Source organism: Psychrobacter sp. H25, assembly GCF_059076335.1.
In genome coordinates, this window is the sequence record NZ_JCACRV010000001.1 from 1,123,493 (window position 1) to 1,140,416 (window position 16,924).

Consider the following 16,924-nt stretch of genomic DNA (forward strand, 5'->3'; position numbering starts at 1 on the left):
CTTGTTGTTTAATGCAAATAAAAGTAGGTACAAAATATAAAAGGTGAAATACAGTTTGGCTATTTTATCAGTTATCCTTTCGATAAAATAGCACCATAACTGACTGCTTCACTGTTACCTATCAACCTACTCAAACTATCTACCCTTTATCAAAGCCAAACTAAGCAGGTTCTGTCACCATATGCTCGCTAAAATAGCGCAACAGTTCTTGTATGACCGTCACTCGCTGCTGCGGTGTTGCCAACTTATCGCTATGTTGATAGCGAATACCAGATGCGCCATTCATACGGTAATGCTGACCATTCGATTGAATCAATTTAATAATAGCTAAAGCATCGACTGGCGTATCTGGCGCAAATTCCAGCGTCATACTACTACTATTTGCATCAATCTTGTTAATCTTCAGCGGTTCTGCTTGCAAACGTAGTCCATGAATGGCGAATAGCTGCTTGGTTTGGTCCGGTAACGCGCCAAAGCGGTCAATCATCTCTGTACGAATATCCGTCAATGATTCTTTATCATCGGTGTTGCTAATGCGTTTATAAAACAACAAACGCTGATGTACGTCGTGTAGATACTCTTCTGGAATAAGCGCCGAGCTATGCAAGTTAATTTCGCTGGTTAGTGATAATGGTGTGTTCAGGTCAGGCTCTTTACCGGCCTTGATTGCCTTAGTCGCTCGCTCCAGCATATCCATATACAGGCTAAAACCAATCGCCTGCATATTACCACTTTGCTGCTTACCCAATATCTCACCTGCCCCGCGAATCTCTAGATCTTCACTCGCCAGCATAAAGCCTGCGCCGAGTGTATTGGCACGCTCAATCGCATGGAGGCGACGCTTGGCATCTCCTTTAAGACCTTTAAGAGAAGGCACTAATAAGTAGCAATACGCCTGATGATGACTACGTCCTACGCGGCCTCGCAGCTGGTGTAATTGCGCCAGACCAAACTTATCAGCACGCTCAATGATAATGGTATTGGCATTGGGCACATCGATACCGGTTTCGATGATAGTCGAGCATACCAGTACATTAAACTTTTTGTGATAGAACTGCTGCATGATTTGCTCAAGTTGGCGCTCTTGCATTTGTCCATGGGCGACCCCTACTCTTGCTTCAGGTACGAGGTCACGAATAGTCTCTGCCATGCGCTCGATACTAGCCACATCATTATGCAACAGATATACCTGCCCGCCGCGTAGCAGCTCACGCAAGATAGCCTCTTTCATCAATGCTTCTGTCTTTTGCATGACAAAGGTTTTGATGGCAAGGCGACGTGCAGGTGGGGTTGCGATAATAGACATATCACGCATGCCTGAGAGCGCCATGTTAAGCGTTCTAGGGATAGGCGTCGCTGTCATAGACATACTGTCTACATCTGTCTGAATGGCTTTTATACGCTCTTTGTGGCGTACGCCAAATCGGTGCTCTTCATCAACGATCATCAGCCCTAGGTTGGCAAACTTTACATCAGGCTGCAATAGTTTATGAGTACCAATCACGATATCGACTTTACCATCAGCCAAATCCGCCAGCACCATGTCTTGATGTTTTTTACCACCGAAACGTGACAAGCTCTCAATACGCACTGGCCAATCAGCGAAACGATCGCGGAAGTTGTCTTCGTGCTGTCCTGCGAGCAGTGTGGTAGGTACTAATACCGCTACTTGATAGCCAGCACTGACGGCAATGAAAGCGGCGCGCATCGCTACTTCTGTTTTACCAAAGCCAACATCACCGCAAATGAGACGATCCATTGGTTGGTTTTGTCTCATGTCTTCCATAACGGCATGGATGGCATTGGCTTGGTCAGCAGTCTCTTCAAACGCAAATTGACTGGCAAATAGCTCATATTGCGACGGGTCTATTTTAAAGTGGATGCCAACTTTAGCCTCACGCCTCGCTTGCATGTTGAGCAGCTCTGCGGCAACATCATGAATCTGTTCTAACGCCTTTTGCTTGGCCCTATCCCACTTACCACTACCAATCTTATGGAGCGGTGCTAACGCTGGATCACCGCCACTATAACGACTGATCATTTGCAGATTAGCGACCGGTACATAGATACTGGCATCATCATCATATTTTAAATGAATAAATTCTTGCTCACCATCGCCCACATCTAGTGTAATCAGACCATTGTAGCGACCGATACCATGCTCAATATGTACCACTGGGCTACCGTCTGTTATCTCAGTGACGCTTTTAACCAAGAACTCTTCTGATACACCGCTTTGACGACGGCGACGCGTTTGTAAGACTTGACGACCGAACAGCTGCGTCTCACTAATCAATACTAAGCGTTCAGGCACGTAGACACCACGCTCAATCGGTGCCACAGTCAAACCGACATGCGGTAGACGAGCATTATTCATAGCACTCGTTTTATCTGCTGCTAAGAATGCTTCAAAGCTATCGTATGCTTTGATATCGACCTTACCTTTAAACAGCTCAATGAGAATCTCACGACGGCCAGCGGTTTCTGCGACGATTAGTACTGGCGTTGCAGTTTCTTGTTGTGTGGTTAAGAACGCTAGTAGCTCAGCCAATGGTTCAGATTTTTGGTGGTTAACTGCCAGCTCTGGCGGTTTTTGCGCACTTAATGTGACTAAGCCTTGCTGTTTAGTCTCATTATCAATGATATCGAGCGGCAGCTGTCTCTCAGATGGGAGTTTGCTTTCAATATCCTGTGTCGCTAGCTCATCGCGTGCGCTTAGTATCACTCGCGGGTACTGGTTTAACTGCTCGTTGAGCGCGTTAGATAATAGATATAACAGCGCAGGGTCCACAATAGGCTTATCAATATCGTGCCGACGCTCCTCATAACGGCGCTGAATCTGCGACCAATAATCTGACTGTTTTTCGTTGATCAGCTCATCTGTGATAAACAACGCGTCATTGGGTAAGTAAGAGAATAAACTACTCTCTTCTTGCCAGTCTTTTAAATCAAAAAATAGTGGCTGATAATATTCCAGTCCGCTACTCGCAATACCTGCCATCACATCTTTATGCAGCTCAGACTTGCGGCTACTCGCATTAGGGAACATGGCTGCAAAGTTCATGCGGAAGGTCTCGCGTCCCTCATCCAGTGGGAACTCTTTTGCGGGAAGTATTTGAAACTGCTCGATAGGCTTAGAAATATCCGGCATCTTATGCAGTAGCGACAGCGACTCTTTGCCCATACTGGTATCATTACCCGTCAGCATTGCCTTGAGATCATCAGCGGTCAAAGTGCGCTGCGTTTGCGGATGAAAAAAACGAATGGTTTCGATTTCATCGTCAAATAGGTCCAGACGCAACGGGAAAGGCTGACCCATAGCAAAAATATCAATAATGCTGCCACGCACAGCAAATTCACCAGGCTCAAAGACATTGTCAACAGCACGGTAGCCAGCTTTTGCCAATAGCCCGCGTTGAGTGCTGATATCGAATCGATCCCCAACACTCAAATCAAAATGCTGACCGATTAACCAACTCGGCGGCGCCACACGATGCATTAGTGCTTGTACTGAGATAAGCAGCACGCCTGAGCTTGGCATGTCTGTCAACAAGTTAATACGTTCGCTGACGATATCTTGATGCGGTGACAGCTCATCATATGTCAGTGTTTCCCAGTCAGGGAACACATAGGCATCGACCCCGCAAAATGCCAGCTCGGTTTCTATCTGATTGAGTTGGTTTTGGTCGCGTGCCACCACGACTTTTAATCGCTCGGCAACATTCCATAGTGGCGTCTGAACCAAACTTGCCAACCACAAGCTACTGACCGCACCATGGACAGGCGCTAGCCAACGCCGCTCGGCATTTTGGATAGGAAACAACTGCTGGTTAATAGGGTCGAACGCATCAGTCAAAGCAGTAATAGGCATAAAAGATAGGATCAAAGTTAGGGAATTAGAAAGCTATTATACGAATATTTGAGCAATTACCAATACGATTTGACAAAACCAAACAGTTTGTTAGTATGGCACGCTTTTTATAATTACCGATCTTAACGTTTATTGTTTTGAGCTCTCTTTCTATTATTAGCATTTTATTGTTTTTATATACGCTTTCGCATATTAGCTTAAACAATTATCTCCTATAAAGGCTTCTGACTGAGTGTCAATTACTCAGTAGCTTTTACGATTTATAGATCCTTAGAAGCCCTTTTATATCACCTAAAATTTAAAGCTTGTAGCTGCCAAAAACTATTTACTATTAATGAGTAGTCGATACTTTGACGGTGTCCAGCTCAGCTAACTCATCAGGAGATTCGTCACCTATGAACGAGCAAAAACAGATTCCAAAGCACCTTCTCGACAAGTTCCGTCGCAGACTCTATACCACTGAGCATACCACTGGTGAAAATAACACTGAGATATTAGGGTTAGATTTACACAGACCTGTATTCTTCTTTACCGCGTTTGCCGTTATTGGCTTTGTTTTGTTTGCATTATTACTACCTAATATAGCCAACGCTTGGCTTAATGGTGCTCAAGATTGGGTGGTCAATAGTTTTGATTGGCTGTTTATCAGTACCGCCAATATCATGGTGATATTTAGTCTGATATTAATTGTGTCGCCCTATGGCAGTATTCGAATTGGTGGTATCAATGCCAAACCTGATTTTAACCGGGGCTCATGGCTCTCAATGCTGTTCGCTGCGGGTATGGGCATCGGTCTTATGTTTTGGAGTGTGGCTGAACCATTGGCTTATGCAAGCGGCTGGGCAGGTACACCACTTGGCGTAACCGCAGGCAGTCCTGAAGCGTATCGTGCTGCTATGGGTGCAACGATGTATCATTGGGGTTTGCACCCTTGGGGTATCTATGCCGTCGTTGGTTTGTCATTGGCCCTATTTGCTTATAATTTCCGCTTTCCATTGACCATGCGCTCCGTGTTTTATCCTATTTTTAAAGAAAAAACGTGGGGGTTACCTGGCCATATTATTGATATATTGGCCGTACTAGCGACGATATTTGGTTTAGCAACGTCACTAGGCTTGGGTGCTCAACAAGCAGCCAGCGGACTCAATTATTTGTTTGGTTGGGATTTTGCAGGTAATTCACTAGAGATTGCCATCATAGTGGTCGTCACTGCGCTTGCCACAATATCAGTAGCACGTGGTCTCGATGGCGGGGTCAAGCTGTTGAGCAACGTTAATATGCTAGTCGCTTTGTCGTTACTATTGTTTGTATTCTTCGTTGGAGACTCACTCGGGCTTCTAAGCAAAATCGGCGCCACCACTATTGATTATGCAACTTATATCATCCCTTTATCTAATCCTATAGGCCGCAGTGATGGTGAGTTCTTTCACGGCTGGACCGTGTTTTATTGGGCCTGGTGGATCAGCTGGTCACCATTTGTAGGTATGTTTATTGCTCGTATCTCAAAGGGCCGTACCGTACGTGAGTTTATTACTTCAGTGATGTTAGCCCCTACCATGGTAACCATCGTCTGGATGACGGTCTTTGGACAGTCAGGATTGAGTCAATATGACAATAAAGTCGGTGAACTGGCAGGTGGGGTTAGTGATGCGTCCTTAACCTTGTTTCAGATGCTGGCAAACCTTCCTCTAGGAACCATTACTTCTTTAATTGCTATCATTCTAGTAATGGTGTTTTTTGTGACCTCATCAGACTCAGGATCTTTGGTTGTCGACACGATTACAGCGGGTGGTAAACTTGAAGCGTCAATATATCAGCGTATATTTTGGGCAGTTGCTCAGGGTCTTATTGCTATTGCGCTGCTCTATGGCGGCGGCGCACAAGCTCTAAAAACCATCCAAGCAGGCTCAGTAAGCACAGGCCTACCTTTTACCTCGGTATTGATTGTAATGTGTATTAGCTTGTGGCTTGGCTTACGCAGAATTTATAAAGCACGTGAGCAGATGCTCTCGGAGCTTGAAAAATACTAACGGTTTGCTTATTTTCAATCAAAAAACCCAGTTCTGTCATTGAACTGGGTTTTTTCTTTATAGTCGTTTGGGATATATATTTGTTAGTGATTATATGAAGTTCAGACCAATAATAATTTACGCTATTAAAGGCTCATAACTTGCAATAATGCCATTGTTATCTGCATAAACAAACATGCCTGAGTTGAGCGTTAAATCACCAAAGCTGATTTCAATATCTGTTTGGCCTTCATCACGTCGGGTCGACTTGCGCGGAATACAACCAAGCGCCATGACACCAATATTCATCGCTGCCATGTCATCAACATCACGTACACACCCATATACGATCACGCCAGCCCAGCCATTGTCGATGGCTGATTGCGCAATCATATCGCCCAGTAGTGCACAGCGCATAGACCCGCCGCCGTCGACGACCAGCACTTTACCGTTGCCCGCTTCATCTTTGCCATTACTATTCAATAGTGACTTAACGCGGCTATTGTCCTCAAAGCATTTGACTGTCACGATTTCGCCGCAGAACTTATCTTTTGCGCCAAAGCTATGAAAAGACTTACCTTCTATATTAGGTAGGCATACTTGCGACTCAGGATTAGCATCCAATAAGTCACACGTCACAAAATTATCTCTATTCATTTCCATTGATTCTGACATTTCTTCTACTCCTTATCATTAATGAGTTTGCTCGTTGATATTTTTATGCCTACTAAAGATACTGTATTTTCTGCCAATGTTATAATTTTAGGCTCGTATCATTGGTAAATGCTCACTCTAGATGAGCAGTCTCGTATGTCAACTTTAGGACGTACTCTACATTGAAAAGACACCACACCGTTATTTCTTGACGCGAGTCATCGACAGCATCTTTTTATTTTCGATAATGTCTGTCTGCTGAGTCTGAGGTTCGGAGCGGTATTTGCTACGATGATAGATATCATGCGCACTCATCGCCATAGCACTAGCGACACGTTTGGCAGAGATCGGATGTAGTGAGAGCGACTCTGAAACCAAAGGCGAGATCAGTTTAAACGCTTTTTGACCAATACTCTCAAGCGGACGTCCTTGGTGTTTACCTAGCAATAACGAAGGTCGTAAGATCACCAATTGCGTAAAGCCCAATGCCATAATAGAATGCTCAGTTTCGCCCTTAACACGATTGTACAAAAACCGACTGTCGATATCAGCATTCATCGACGACAGTAGAAAGAAGTTTTCCACACCTTTATCACGGCATAGTTTGGCAAAATTGACATTGTAATCGTGATCTATCTTTCGAAAAGCCTCATCGCTACCAGCTTGTTTTTTGGTCGTACCCAGACAGCTAAAGGCATCTGTCGTTCGGTCAGCACCGACGCTTGCGAACACCTCAGAGAGGTTTTCAAAATCATTAACCTGATAAAATCGCATGCTGGCATTAATGTAGCGTGGCGGGCGCCGAGCGATCACAATCAGTGTGTCATAAAGCTCACTCAGCTGTTTTGCCAAATGCTGCCCTACCAATCCCGTTGCGCCAATCACAATTGCTTTTCGCTGCATACTCTATCCACTTATATGACATTAAAAATTCTATATTGATGAAGAATGACCCATGCTAAGGTCTATCGTTAGGATATCATACCTAAATTCATAGCCAGCTGACGCCATTATGCACAATATATTGTAAAAGATTTTATCAGCTACTTATATCCTCTAGTGTCTATGATTGGTTTCGTTATCTAAATGAGCCAAATTTATAAAATTACACCACTTCTTTGAGCATTAATCATCAAATATATTGTCCTATGCTCAATAATTTGCTAAGATAACCGGCTTTACACGTCAACGCTGTTTAATTATTCCAAACAGTTCTGGCGCTTGCGATGATCTATTCATATTAGATACTTTAATATCAGACATCGACATCATGTTTGACGAGAGGCTGCTCGTCACCGATGATTGTTAAACCCATTATTGCAATCAACATTCATATTTTTATCTGTCTTTATCAAGGAGATACGCGTGGCTAATACTGCACAAGCTCGTAAACGCGCCCGTCAAAACACCAAACGTCGTCAGAACTCTGCGTCACAACGCTCTATGGTTCGTACTTACTTAAAACGTGTTGATGCGGCTATCGAAGCTAAAGATTATGACGCGGCTACCGAAGCTTACAAAAAAGCGGTACCAGTTATTGATCGTATGGCTGACAAAGGTATTATTCATAAGAATAAAGCTGCTCGTCGTAAGAGTCGCCTAAACAAAACAATCAAAGGCCTACAAGCTTAAGATTTGTATTGTCTAGACCGCATCACGCTTTTATAGCGTAATGACTAAAACCTTGCCACTGGTTCTAATACCGGGGCAAGGTTTTTTTATGCTACTCTCATGTACATATAAATATCTAGGAGAGGCTCAGTGGATTCAGTGAATAAGCGCGCAATTGTAATCGGTGGTTCGTTAGCTGGGCTGTTTTCAGGGACACTATTACGCTCTATTGGCTGGCAAGTAGATATTTATGAGCGCTCGACTCATGATTTGGACAGTAGAGGCGGCGGTATTGTATTGCAAGCCGATGTCGTCACTGCCCTCAAAAAAGCAGGAATTGCGACAGAGAATTTAGGTGTCGATGCCCTTGAGCGCTATTACCTACAAAAAAATGGCCAAATTGAAAAAATGGCCATGCGTCAGACACTTACCTCTTGGAATATTCTGTATCGCTCGATGCGAAGGCACTTTTCAGATGCGCATTATCATCAGGGTAAAGTATTGGCGCAGGTACAATCGAAAGGCGCTAAGGTAACCGCTACTTTCGTTGATGGCTCTTGTGAGACTGCAGACTTATTAATTGGTGCTGACGGCCCAACCTCAACAGTGCGTCAGCAGCTTTTGCCTACTTACGAGCCTCAATATGCAGGTTACGTGGCTTATAGAGGCTTGGTCGACGAGGCTGACTTAGAGCCAGAAGCCGCCGAGATATTTACGGAACGATTCGTATTTTATGATTTCCCAAACTCCCATATTTTGGCCTACGTTATTCCTGGCGAAAACGAATCACTGGTTTCAGGAAAACGTCGATTCAATTGGGTATGGTACGTCAACTACGACGAGAAGACAGAGCTTGCTCACATACTTACTGACAAGAATGGTAAGCCGCGAAAGTACTCTGTTCCACCAGAAATGATGTCACCTGCGGTTGAGGAAGCAATGCGACACTACGCAGATGATGTACTTGCTGACCCTTTCAAAAAGTTAATAGCCGCAACTAAAGCGCCCTTTGTACAGTCTATTTTGGATTTGACAGTGCCGCAAATGGCTTTCAATAGCGTTGCTCTGATAGGCGATGCTGCTTTTATTCCTCGCCCTCATACAGCAGCTGGTACCTCAAAAGCTGCGGCAAATGCGATTTCACTGGTAGAGGCACTGGTCCATCATAATCATGACGTTACTAGCGCTTTACAGGCGTGGGAGAGCAATCAGCTATCGTATGGCATGACCCTCTGGAAACATGGTCGTAGCGTAGGTGATCGTTCTCAGTTCTCCCATGGCAAAAATCGAACAGCAGGATAGAACGCAAAATTAGAATGATTTTTCACTTTTGAGGTGCTTAGGTCACATTGATGATTGTGAGGTGCTTAGGTCATATTGATGCTTGGGTCAAGTTCATGTCTAATGAGCATGAAGCACCTTTAGCAATCAGTTCCAATTCAACGTTGGCGGTAACAGCAACTTACTTGGATGAAAGCCTGCTGCACGGTAGCCCTCTAGTAAAGAGCTGATCGGCCTGGTATATACTTGTCCTCGCCAAATAAAATGCGCGTTTGCCTGATCAAAAGGTTCGTCATCAAACCATAAGAATACGCCTTCCATCATCTTCGGCCAGTCATTCCAGTCAATCTCAACCAAATCAAACATCACTGCTAAAAATGCAGACAACAATGTATCGTGACTCACAGCAAGCATTAAATGGCCCTGCTGTGGTTGGTTTTGATAAAAAAGCGATAGAATATCAAGACCACCTTGATAGGCATTTTTAGTGCCTTCAAGATTGCCTTGCAAAAAGCGATTGATAAAATTTAGCACTCCAATCTCTTTAAATACTGGATTTGCTATTTCAGGCTCAGTGACAAGGCTACCAGGCTCAACCAATAGTGATTGATGTGCAATATCACGTTTGAGACCAGCCCCCTCTTGCATCAGCTGCGCGGTATCAATACAACGTCCAATCGGACTTGAGATACTATCGACATCGAGTGAGTATGGAAGGTGACCTGCGAGCCAACGTCCCCAAGACTTGGCCAATACGCGGCCTTTGGGCGTCAGCGGTAGCTGATAACTGGCAAACCCATTGCCATCAGAACGCTCACGCAAAGAATGCCTAGTAAATAAAATTAGACGCTTGTCTTCAGGTAATAAACTGACAGAGGGAATCATACTGTCTGGCAGATGTGATGGCGCGGGCGCACTTGGTGTATGACTCGCAAGCTTGTCAGTAGATATTTTTGATGGGGTATTATTCAGATATTTACTCATGGTAGCAAGCGTAGCAGATTTTTTGTCAGGAATGAACAACATACAAATTCAGTTGCAATATATCTTGTAAATATTTGGTAGTATTTTAATGTTATATCAAAGCTAATTTAACCAATATCGATGACTCTATCCCATGCAAACGCTAATGCCGTACTACTAACTTCATTGGGATAGGCTCTTGGATTGACGACTACCCGCGTATTGCCTATCTGATAATCAAAGGCTTCATGAGTGTGTCCATGTACCCATAGCATTGGTGCCCAGTCCTCATCCATCCATCCAGATAGATCACTAACGAAGGCCGCATTACTCGGTAAGTTGGCGTATTTTTTGGACACGGACAATGCGCTAACGCTATGATGGCTCATTACTATGGTCTTTTTACCCAGCGCTTTGGCAGTGATCAATGCTTGTTGCAACCACTGACGGTGTTTTGCATGAATTTGCATTGAGATTTCAGGCGAGAACATCTCTTTACCAGCATAGATTTGCTTATAATCACGCATAAAATGCCTAGCAGCAGCCATGGTGTCTTCATTAGCATGATACTGGTAATCAGTCCATAACGTACAGCCCAAGATCCGTACGTCCCCAATATCAATGTGCTGACATTGCAAGACACGGACACCCTCACCAGACGCTGTGTTGTAGTTATCCCAAGTCGCAAGGTTTTGGTCAAAACTCAGTACATCTTCATCAAAGTACTCATGATTGCCTGCGATAGTAATCAAAGGCACTTGTAAGCGTGCTGCTTGCTCTTGTAGCCATGGCATACCCTTATCACTATTGGCGGTATCTCCTGCTACCAATACGATATCTGCATCAGTCTTAGGAATATGCCCGATAGGCTGCGACTGGCGCACATAACTATCAATATGTAAGTCACTCAATATCTGTAATTTCATATTATTCAATATCATCCAGTAATGTCATTATCGACCATCTCACCAGCATACAAACGTACATCAAGTGCAGCCTCACTCTTTAAGCCAGCGCTTAGCAAGCCAAATATTTACTATGATCGACAATACTTGAAAAATGCTATGAAGCATAAGACTAAACAGTGTAGCAGCTTTCTGTCCGTCATCGAACAGTAAAAAGGCAGCCTGAACGGCTGCCTTTTTACTGTTAACTACTACAAACCCTATATATCAAATACTCTGAAGTATTTTGTTCAGCTTAGCCGCAGGATCTGTCGCTTGAGTGATCGAGCGCCCAATAACTAGATAATCAGAACCGTCTACCAATGCTTGACTCGGCGTACAGATGCGCTTTTGATCATCAGCACTGTCTTCCGCTAATCGAATGCCAGGTGTGACCAACTTAAAGTCTGGACCACAGAGCTGCTTGAGTACCTTTGCTTCCTGTGCAGAGCAAACCACACCATCCAAACCAGCTTGCTTAGTCAATTGTGCTAAACGGCTCACTTGCGCATCTAAGCCATCAGTAATACCTGTTTGCATCAGCCCTTCATTGTCCATCGAGGTCAATACAGTAACGGCAATAAGCAATGTATCAAGATCTTTATCTAGCAAACGTTGTTTTGCCAGAGACATAGCTTCTAGACCTGCACTTGCATGGACGTTCACCATCCACACACCAAGTTCGGCTGCAGCCACTACTGCTTGAGCAGTCGTATTAGGAATGTCATGAAATTTTAAGTCTAAGAATACTTCGAAATTACGCTGGTGTAGCGCCTTAATAACCTCAGGGCCACAACGGGTAAACAACTCTTTGCCTACTTTCAATCGGCATAACGTTGGATCTAGCTTATCAGCTAACGCCAAAGAGGCTTGCAGAGTCATGTTATCTAGGGCAACAATCACTGGAGAATTAATCGTGTTATTCATGGTTTTGCCATATGTCAGAATTATCAAAGCATTATGTTTTTGAGGTCAGCAGTACTGCTATCGCTCAGTAAGCTAATCACGTTTACGCTTGGACAGCGTACCACCAGCATTCAAGTCAGTTTCCGCGCTGCCCTGGACATTCATAGTCCTCGTACCATAAACGGCTTCATCCACCGTTGGCGCACTTGCTTGACGATCAATAACTGCATTGGCTTGCGCCAGCTGCTCTTCTAAATGTGTGTTCGCCTTATTTAGACGTGTTATTTCCCATCTATTCTGTAAGACACGGAATATGAGCAATGACAGCAAGATACCAATGACAATACCAAGCATCAAGCACAGGATGAGTAGTAACCCCAAGTTCATCGTAGGCGCTTGCGAAAACAGTAAATTGACTCCGACCTCGGTATTATTTGCTAATACCAAACCAAGCGAATAAGCAAAGCTCAAGAACAGCAATACAAATAGTAAAAAGCGCATGAGACAGTTACCCCTGTTTGGAATGATAAGGTGTGCTCGGTCAATAATAGATAAATATTAGCTATGGGCTACTTTATCGTTGACTGCTTCACGCAGAGCCTTACCTGGTTTAAAGTGTGGAATGGCTTTGGCTGGGACTGGTACACTTTCACCCGTCTTAGGGTTGCGTCCCACACGAGCACGGCGATGATGTAGACAAAAACTACCAAACCCGCGAACCTCGACTCGACCATCACTAGCCAAAGTATGAGTCATTAAATTTAATATTTCACGAACGGCATCATCGACAGTAGTATCTGCCATGTTGTCACAATTCGCACTCAAGTTACTAATAAATTCAGATTTGTTGATCGCTTGCTGCATTATTACACTTGCCTTGTTGATTAATGGATAAACTGATGATGAAACAGTATCGTGTGCTTAGTAAATAATTTAATAGCTAATGATTAGCTATTCATTAAAAAATACATTCATGGCTAAAGTTAGGTCATAGCTCTGCATACACTGATGCTCACATCTCGTTACTCAATGTTGCAAATGATAGCGGATATTGCGGTAAATAGGAATAAGAGTTTGTCCATTTAGCCAAAAACCTTCGTTATTAATTATCCCTATCAAAATTTAATCAAAAAAAAAGCGACCGAAGTCGCTTTTTTATATTACTACTATATCAATAACTTACAGCTTACTGCATTTGTTCTTTGATCAAGTCACCAATAGTTTTTGGCTGTGCATCAGAACCTGGAGTAGCAGTAGTATTGGTGCTACCGAGATCTTTAATCGCTTGACGCTCTTCAGCTTCGTCTTTCGCTTTGATAGACAAGTTGATGTTGCGTGTTTTACGATCAACACTGATGATTTTCGCTTCAACGTCATCACCAACGCTCAGATGCTTTGTTGCATCTTCAACGCGGTCACGTTGAATCTCAGAAGCACGTAGATAGGCTTCAACTTCGTCAGCAAGCTCGATAGTAGCGCCTTTAGCATCTACTTCTTTTACTTTACCATTAACGATAGCACCGCGGTCGTTACCAACTAGGTATTCGTTAAATGGATCAGAGCTCAACTGCTTCACGCCTAGACTGATACGGTTAGCTTCTGCATCTACAGACAGTACCATAGCTTCTACGGTGTCGCCTTTGTTGTAGTTACGGATAGCATCTTCGCCAGTCTCGTTCCAAGAGATATCAGATAGATGAACAAGACCATCGATACCACCGTCTAGACCGATAAAGATACCGAAGTCAGTGATTGATTTGATCGTACCAGTGATTTTATCACCGCGCTCATGTTTCTTATCAAACTCATCCCATGGGTTAGCTAGAGTCTGCTTGATACCAAGGCTGATACGGCGACGTTCTTCATCGATATCAAGAATCATTACTTCAACTTCATCACCCACTTGAACAACTTTAGATGGGTGGATGTTTTTGTTGGTATGATCCATTTCTGATACGTGTACTAGACCTTCGATACCTTCAGATATCTCAGCAAAACAACCGTAGTCAGTCAAGTTGGTTACGCGAGCTTTAACAACACTACCTACTGGATAAGTGCCACCAACGTTATCCCAAGGATCAGTACCAAGTTGTTTTAGACCTAGGCTAACGCGGTTGCGCTCACGGTCAAACTTCAACACTTTAACTTTTAGGTCTTGGCCAACTTCAACAACTTCAGATGGATGCTTGATACGGCGCCATGCCATGTCAGTGATGTGCAATAGACCATCGATACCACCTAGATCAACGAATGCGCCGTAATCAGTAAGGTTCTTAACGATACCTTCGATCTCGATGCCTTCTTCAAGCTTGTTCAATAGCTCTTCGCGCTCAGCTGAGTTTTCAGCTTCCATAACTGCACGGCGGCTAACAACAACGTTGTTACGCTTTTGGTCAAGTTTGATGACTTTGAATTCTAGCTCTTTGCCTTCAAGATGCGTCGTATCACGGATAGGACGTACATCTACCAATGAACCTGGTAGGAACGCGCGTACTGAACCGATATCTACGGTGAAACCGCCTTTAACTTTGCTTGAAATGATACCTTTAACGATTTCATCGTTATCAGCGATTTTTTCAAGGAAGTTCCAAGTTTCAACACGCTTAGCTTTCTCACGTGACAGCAAAGTTTGACCCATGCCGTTATCAACCGCTTCAACTACGACATCAACGCTATCGCCAACTTCAACTTCAAGTTCGCCTTCTTCGCTTAAAAACTCTTCACGAGCGACGATACCTTCAGATTTCAGACCAGTATCTACTGTGATCCAATCGCTATCGATGGCCACAACAGTACCGTTGATAACCGAGCCACGCTCGATATCTAGGCCTGTTTCTTCGATGCTCGCTTCAAATAGTTCAGCAAATGATTCCATTATGTCTACCTTTGTATAGCCGTATCCTGTCCAGCACAGTACGGATCAAATTTATGACTGTATAAAACGAGGATACTGGTTTTATATCTCATACAGTCATATAAAAAAACGTTTGTTGTTAGTAAGCACATCATCGAAATTACTAACAACAACTGTCTTTGTTTGAGTTTTTCAGCTAACTATTTCAGTCCAGTTAAAACATCAAATCCTAACTATATAATTTTACATCAAAAACAAAGCTTGTGTTGAACTTTTTGGTACTTAATATGTTGTTTTTACTAGCTATTACTCTTTAATTAACTACTAAAAAAAACACCTTGATCTTGGCAGTGCTTCTTTACTTGCTCATAAACAGTATCAGCACTAAGTGTAGAGCTATCAAGTAATAAAGCATCCGTTGCAGGTTTTGATGGCGCTGTACTACGGTTTTCATCACGGTCATCACGCGCTTTGATCGTTGATAAAATCGCTTCAAAATCTGCCGTTTGACCCGCATCAATTAGCTGAGTGACACGGCGCTGAGCACGCGCTTCAGCACTGGCAGTCAAATACACTTTGACATCCGCATCTGGGAATACAACCGTTCCCATGTCTCGACCATCAGCGACAAGCCCTGAGCGTGTGGCCATGTCTTGTTGTAATGTGAGTAAGGCCTGACGAACTTGTGGAAACACTGCAATTTGCGACGCATATCCACCGACTGTCTCATTGCGTACTTGGTCACCAACTGCTTGCCCATTCACGATGATGTCTACACGTCCTGAGTCATTGTTCGGTACAAACGCTATATCTAAGCTTTTTGTAAGTGCTAATACAGCATCTTCGTCAATTGGTTGGCTAGCATCTGCGGTTATTAATCCAGCTTCAAATGCCTTGAGTCCTACGATTCTATATAACGCCCCAGAATCCAACAATTGATAACCCAGTACTTGTGCCAAACGCCAAGTGACTGTGCCTTTTCCTGCACCGCTAGGGCCATCAATACAGATCACAGGATAACGCGTTGAGTGACCTTTGCTGTCATTTTTGTTGAGCAAATCGTTGTCGGATGTGGAGACGGTCATAGTGCTTACTCAACAATAATAATTGCTACTTATGGGATCTATCACACAATCACAATAAAGCAATATTTACTGATATATCATGTGTTTGGTAGTAGAACAAAAGGTTCACTATCAAATAGGGCGACATTATAGCAAAAAATAGACGCTATCACTAGCACCAAGACTGATATCTTGTTTATTAGTTATTTTCAATCAAAGCCTTACTTTTATTCTTTTTTGCTGCTCGCCTACGCTCACGAAAAAACGTCTTTAGCATCTGACTACTATGCTCACTGCACAACCCTCTATGAACTTGGATATTGTGATTGTAAAAAGGCTGAATTGATAAATCGAGCTGACTACCTACCATACCAGCACGCGGTTCATTCGCTGCATATATGAGCCTGTCTACACGGGCGTGAATCAAGGCGCCAATACACATCGTACACGGCTCCAAAGTCACATAGAGAGTTGTGTGTAGTGGCAATCGATAGTTTTCTAAGCGTTGACACGCATCTCTCAACGCGACTATCTCAGCATGAGCTGTCGCATCGTGACCGCCAATTGGTTGATTAAACCCTTGACCGATTATCTGCTGCTCATGAACTAACACTGCCCCGACTGGTACTTCCCCACACTCAGCTCCCTGTTCAGCGAGCTTCAGCGCTTTTTGCATCCATTTGGTATCTTCAGCTAACCAAAATGTACTGGTATGCACACCTTCGATATCTGGCTGACGACTCAACGATTGATAAGGTTTCAAACTT

14 protein-coding genes are annotated in these 16,924 nt (G+C 43.6%); 3 read left to right on the forward strand and 11 right to left on the reverse strand.

Annotated elements, in window-relative coordinates:
* Positions 1-160: 160 nt before the first annotated feature.
* Positions 161-3,871: a transcription-repair coupling factor gene (mfd, locus tag AC5JPO_RS04390; RefSeq protein WP_493853378.1), complete on the reverse strand. Its 3,711-nt coding sequence runs from the start codon at positions 3,869-3,871 to the stop codon at positions 161-163.
* A gap of 395 nt (positions 3,872-4,266) precedes the next feature.
* On the opposite strand from mfd, the gene AC5JPO_RS04395 reads away from it, so the two are divergent.
* Complete coding sequence (locus AC5JPO_RS04395) at positions 4,267-5,901, forward strand: BCCT family transporter (protein ID WP_493853379.1); 1,635 nt, start codon at positions 4,267-4,269, stop codon at positions 5,899-5,901.
* Positions 5,902-6,018: 117 nt separating this feature from the next.
* Here the strand turns inward: AC5JPO_RS04395 and rraA are convergent, their stop codons facing one another.
* The gene (gene rraA / locus AC5JPO_RS04400) at positions 6,019-6,537 is read right to left on the reverse strand and encodes a ribonuclease E activity regulator RraA (protein ID WP_493854006.1); all 519 of its coding nucleotides are present in this window, start codon (positions 6,535-6,537) and stop codon (positions 6,019-6,021) included.
* Positions 6,538-6,735: 198 nt separating this feature from the next.
* Positions 6,736-7,437, reverse strand: coding sequence for an NAD-dependent epimerase/dehydratase family protein (locus AC5JPO_RS04405; protein ID WP_493853380.1), 702 nt, complete (start codon positions 7,435-7,437; stop codon positions 6,736-6,738).
* Between the two features lie 462 nt (positions 7,438-7,899).
* On the opposite strand from AC5JPO_RS04405, the gene rpsT reads away from it, so the two are divergent.
* On the forward strand, positions 7,900-8,166 hold the full coding sequence (rpsT, locus tag AC5JPO_RS04410) for a 30S ribosomal protein S20 (RefSeq protein WP_058024191.1): 267 nt from the start codon (positions 7,900-7,902) through the stop codon (positions 8,164-8,166).
* Between the two features lie 129 nt (positions 8,167-8,295).
* Positions 8,296-9,447 (forward strand): FAD binding domain-containing protein, encoded by a 1,152-nt coding sequence (locus AC5JPO_RS04415; RefSeq protein ID WP_493853381.1) that lies wholly within the window; start codon positions 8,296-8,298, stop codon positions 9,445-9,447.
* A gap of 126 nt (positions 9,448-9,573) precedes the next feature.
* On the opposite strand, the gene AC5JPO_RS04420 is transcribed toward AC5JPO_RS04415, so the two are convergent.
* The 8 genes from AC5JPO_RS04420 to tadA all read right to left on the reverse strand — a co-directional run bounded on the left by AC5JPO_RS04420 (position 9,574) and on the right by tadA (position 16,920).
* Positions 9,574-10,410 carry a histidine phosphatase family protein gene (locus AC5JPO_RS04420; protein ID WP_493854007.1) on the reverse strand — a complete coding sequence of 279 codons (837 nt, stop codon included), beginning with the start codon at positions 10,408-10,410 and terminating at the stop codon, positions 9,574-9,576.
* A gap of 107 nt (positions 10,411-10,517) precedes the next feature.
* Positions 10,518-11,330 (reverse strand): metallophosphoesterase, encoded by an 813-nt coding sequence (locus AC5JPO_RS04425; protein ID WP_493853382.1) that lies wholly within the window; start codon positions 11,328-11,330, stop codon positions 10,518-10,520.
* Positions 11,331-11,561: 231 nt separating this feature from the next.
* A complete protein-coding gene (gene pyrF / locus AC5JPO_RS04430) occupies positions 11,562-12,260 on the reverse strand; it encodes an orotidine-5'-phosphate decarboxylase (RefSeq protein WP_493853383.1) in 699 nt (232 codons plus the stop codon).
* A 72-nt stretch (positions 12,261-12,332) separates the two neighbouring features.
* A complete protein-coding gene (locus AC5JPO_RS04435; RefSeq protein WP_493853384.1) occupies positions 12,333-12,740 on the reverse strand; it encodes a lipopolysaccharide assembly protein LapA domain-containing protein in 408 nt (135 codons plus the stop codon).
* Between the two features lie 57 nt (positions 12,741-12,797).
* On the reverse strand, positions 12,798-13,103 hold the full coding sequence (locus AC5JPO_RS04440) for an integration host factor subunit beta (RefSeq protein WP_319050085.1): 306 nt from the start codon (positions 13,101-13,103) through the stop codon (positions 12,798-12,800).
* Between the two features lie 322 nt (positions 13,104-13,425).
* On the reverse strand, positions 13,426-15,117 hold the full coding sequence (gene rpsA, locus AC5JPO_RS04445; RefSeq protein ID WP_493854008.1) for a 30S ribosomal protein S1: 1,692 nt from the start codon (positions 15,115-15,117) through the stop codon (positions 13,426-13,428).
* A 293-nt stretch (positions 15,118-15,410) separates the two neighbouring features.
* Positions 15,411-16,178, reverse strand: a complete 768-nt coding sequence (gene cmk / locus AC5JPO_RS04450; RefSeq protein ID WP_493853385.1) for a (d)CMP kinase — start codon at positions 16,176-16,178, stop codon at positions 15,411-15,413.
* Positions 16,179-16,356: 178 nt separating this feature from the next.
* Positions 16,357-16,920, reverse strand: coding sequence for a tRNA adenosine(34) deaminase TadA (gene tadA, locus AC5JPO_RS04455; RefSeq protein WP_493853386.1), 564 nt, complete (start codon positions 16,918-16,920; stop codon positions 16,357-16,359).
* Between the last annotated feature and the right edge of the window lie 4 nt (positions 16,921-16,924).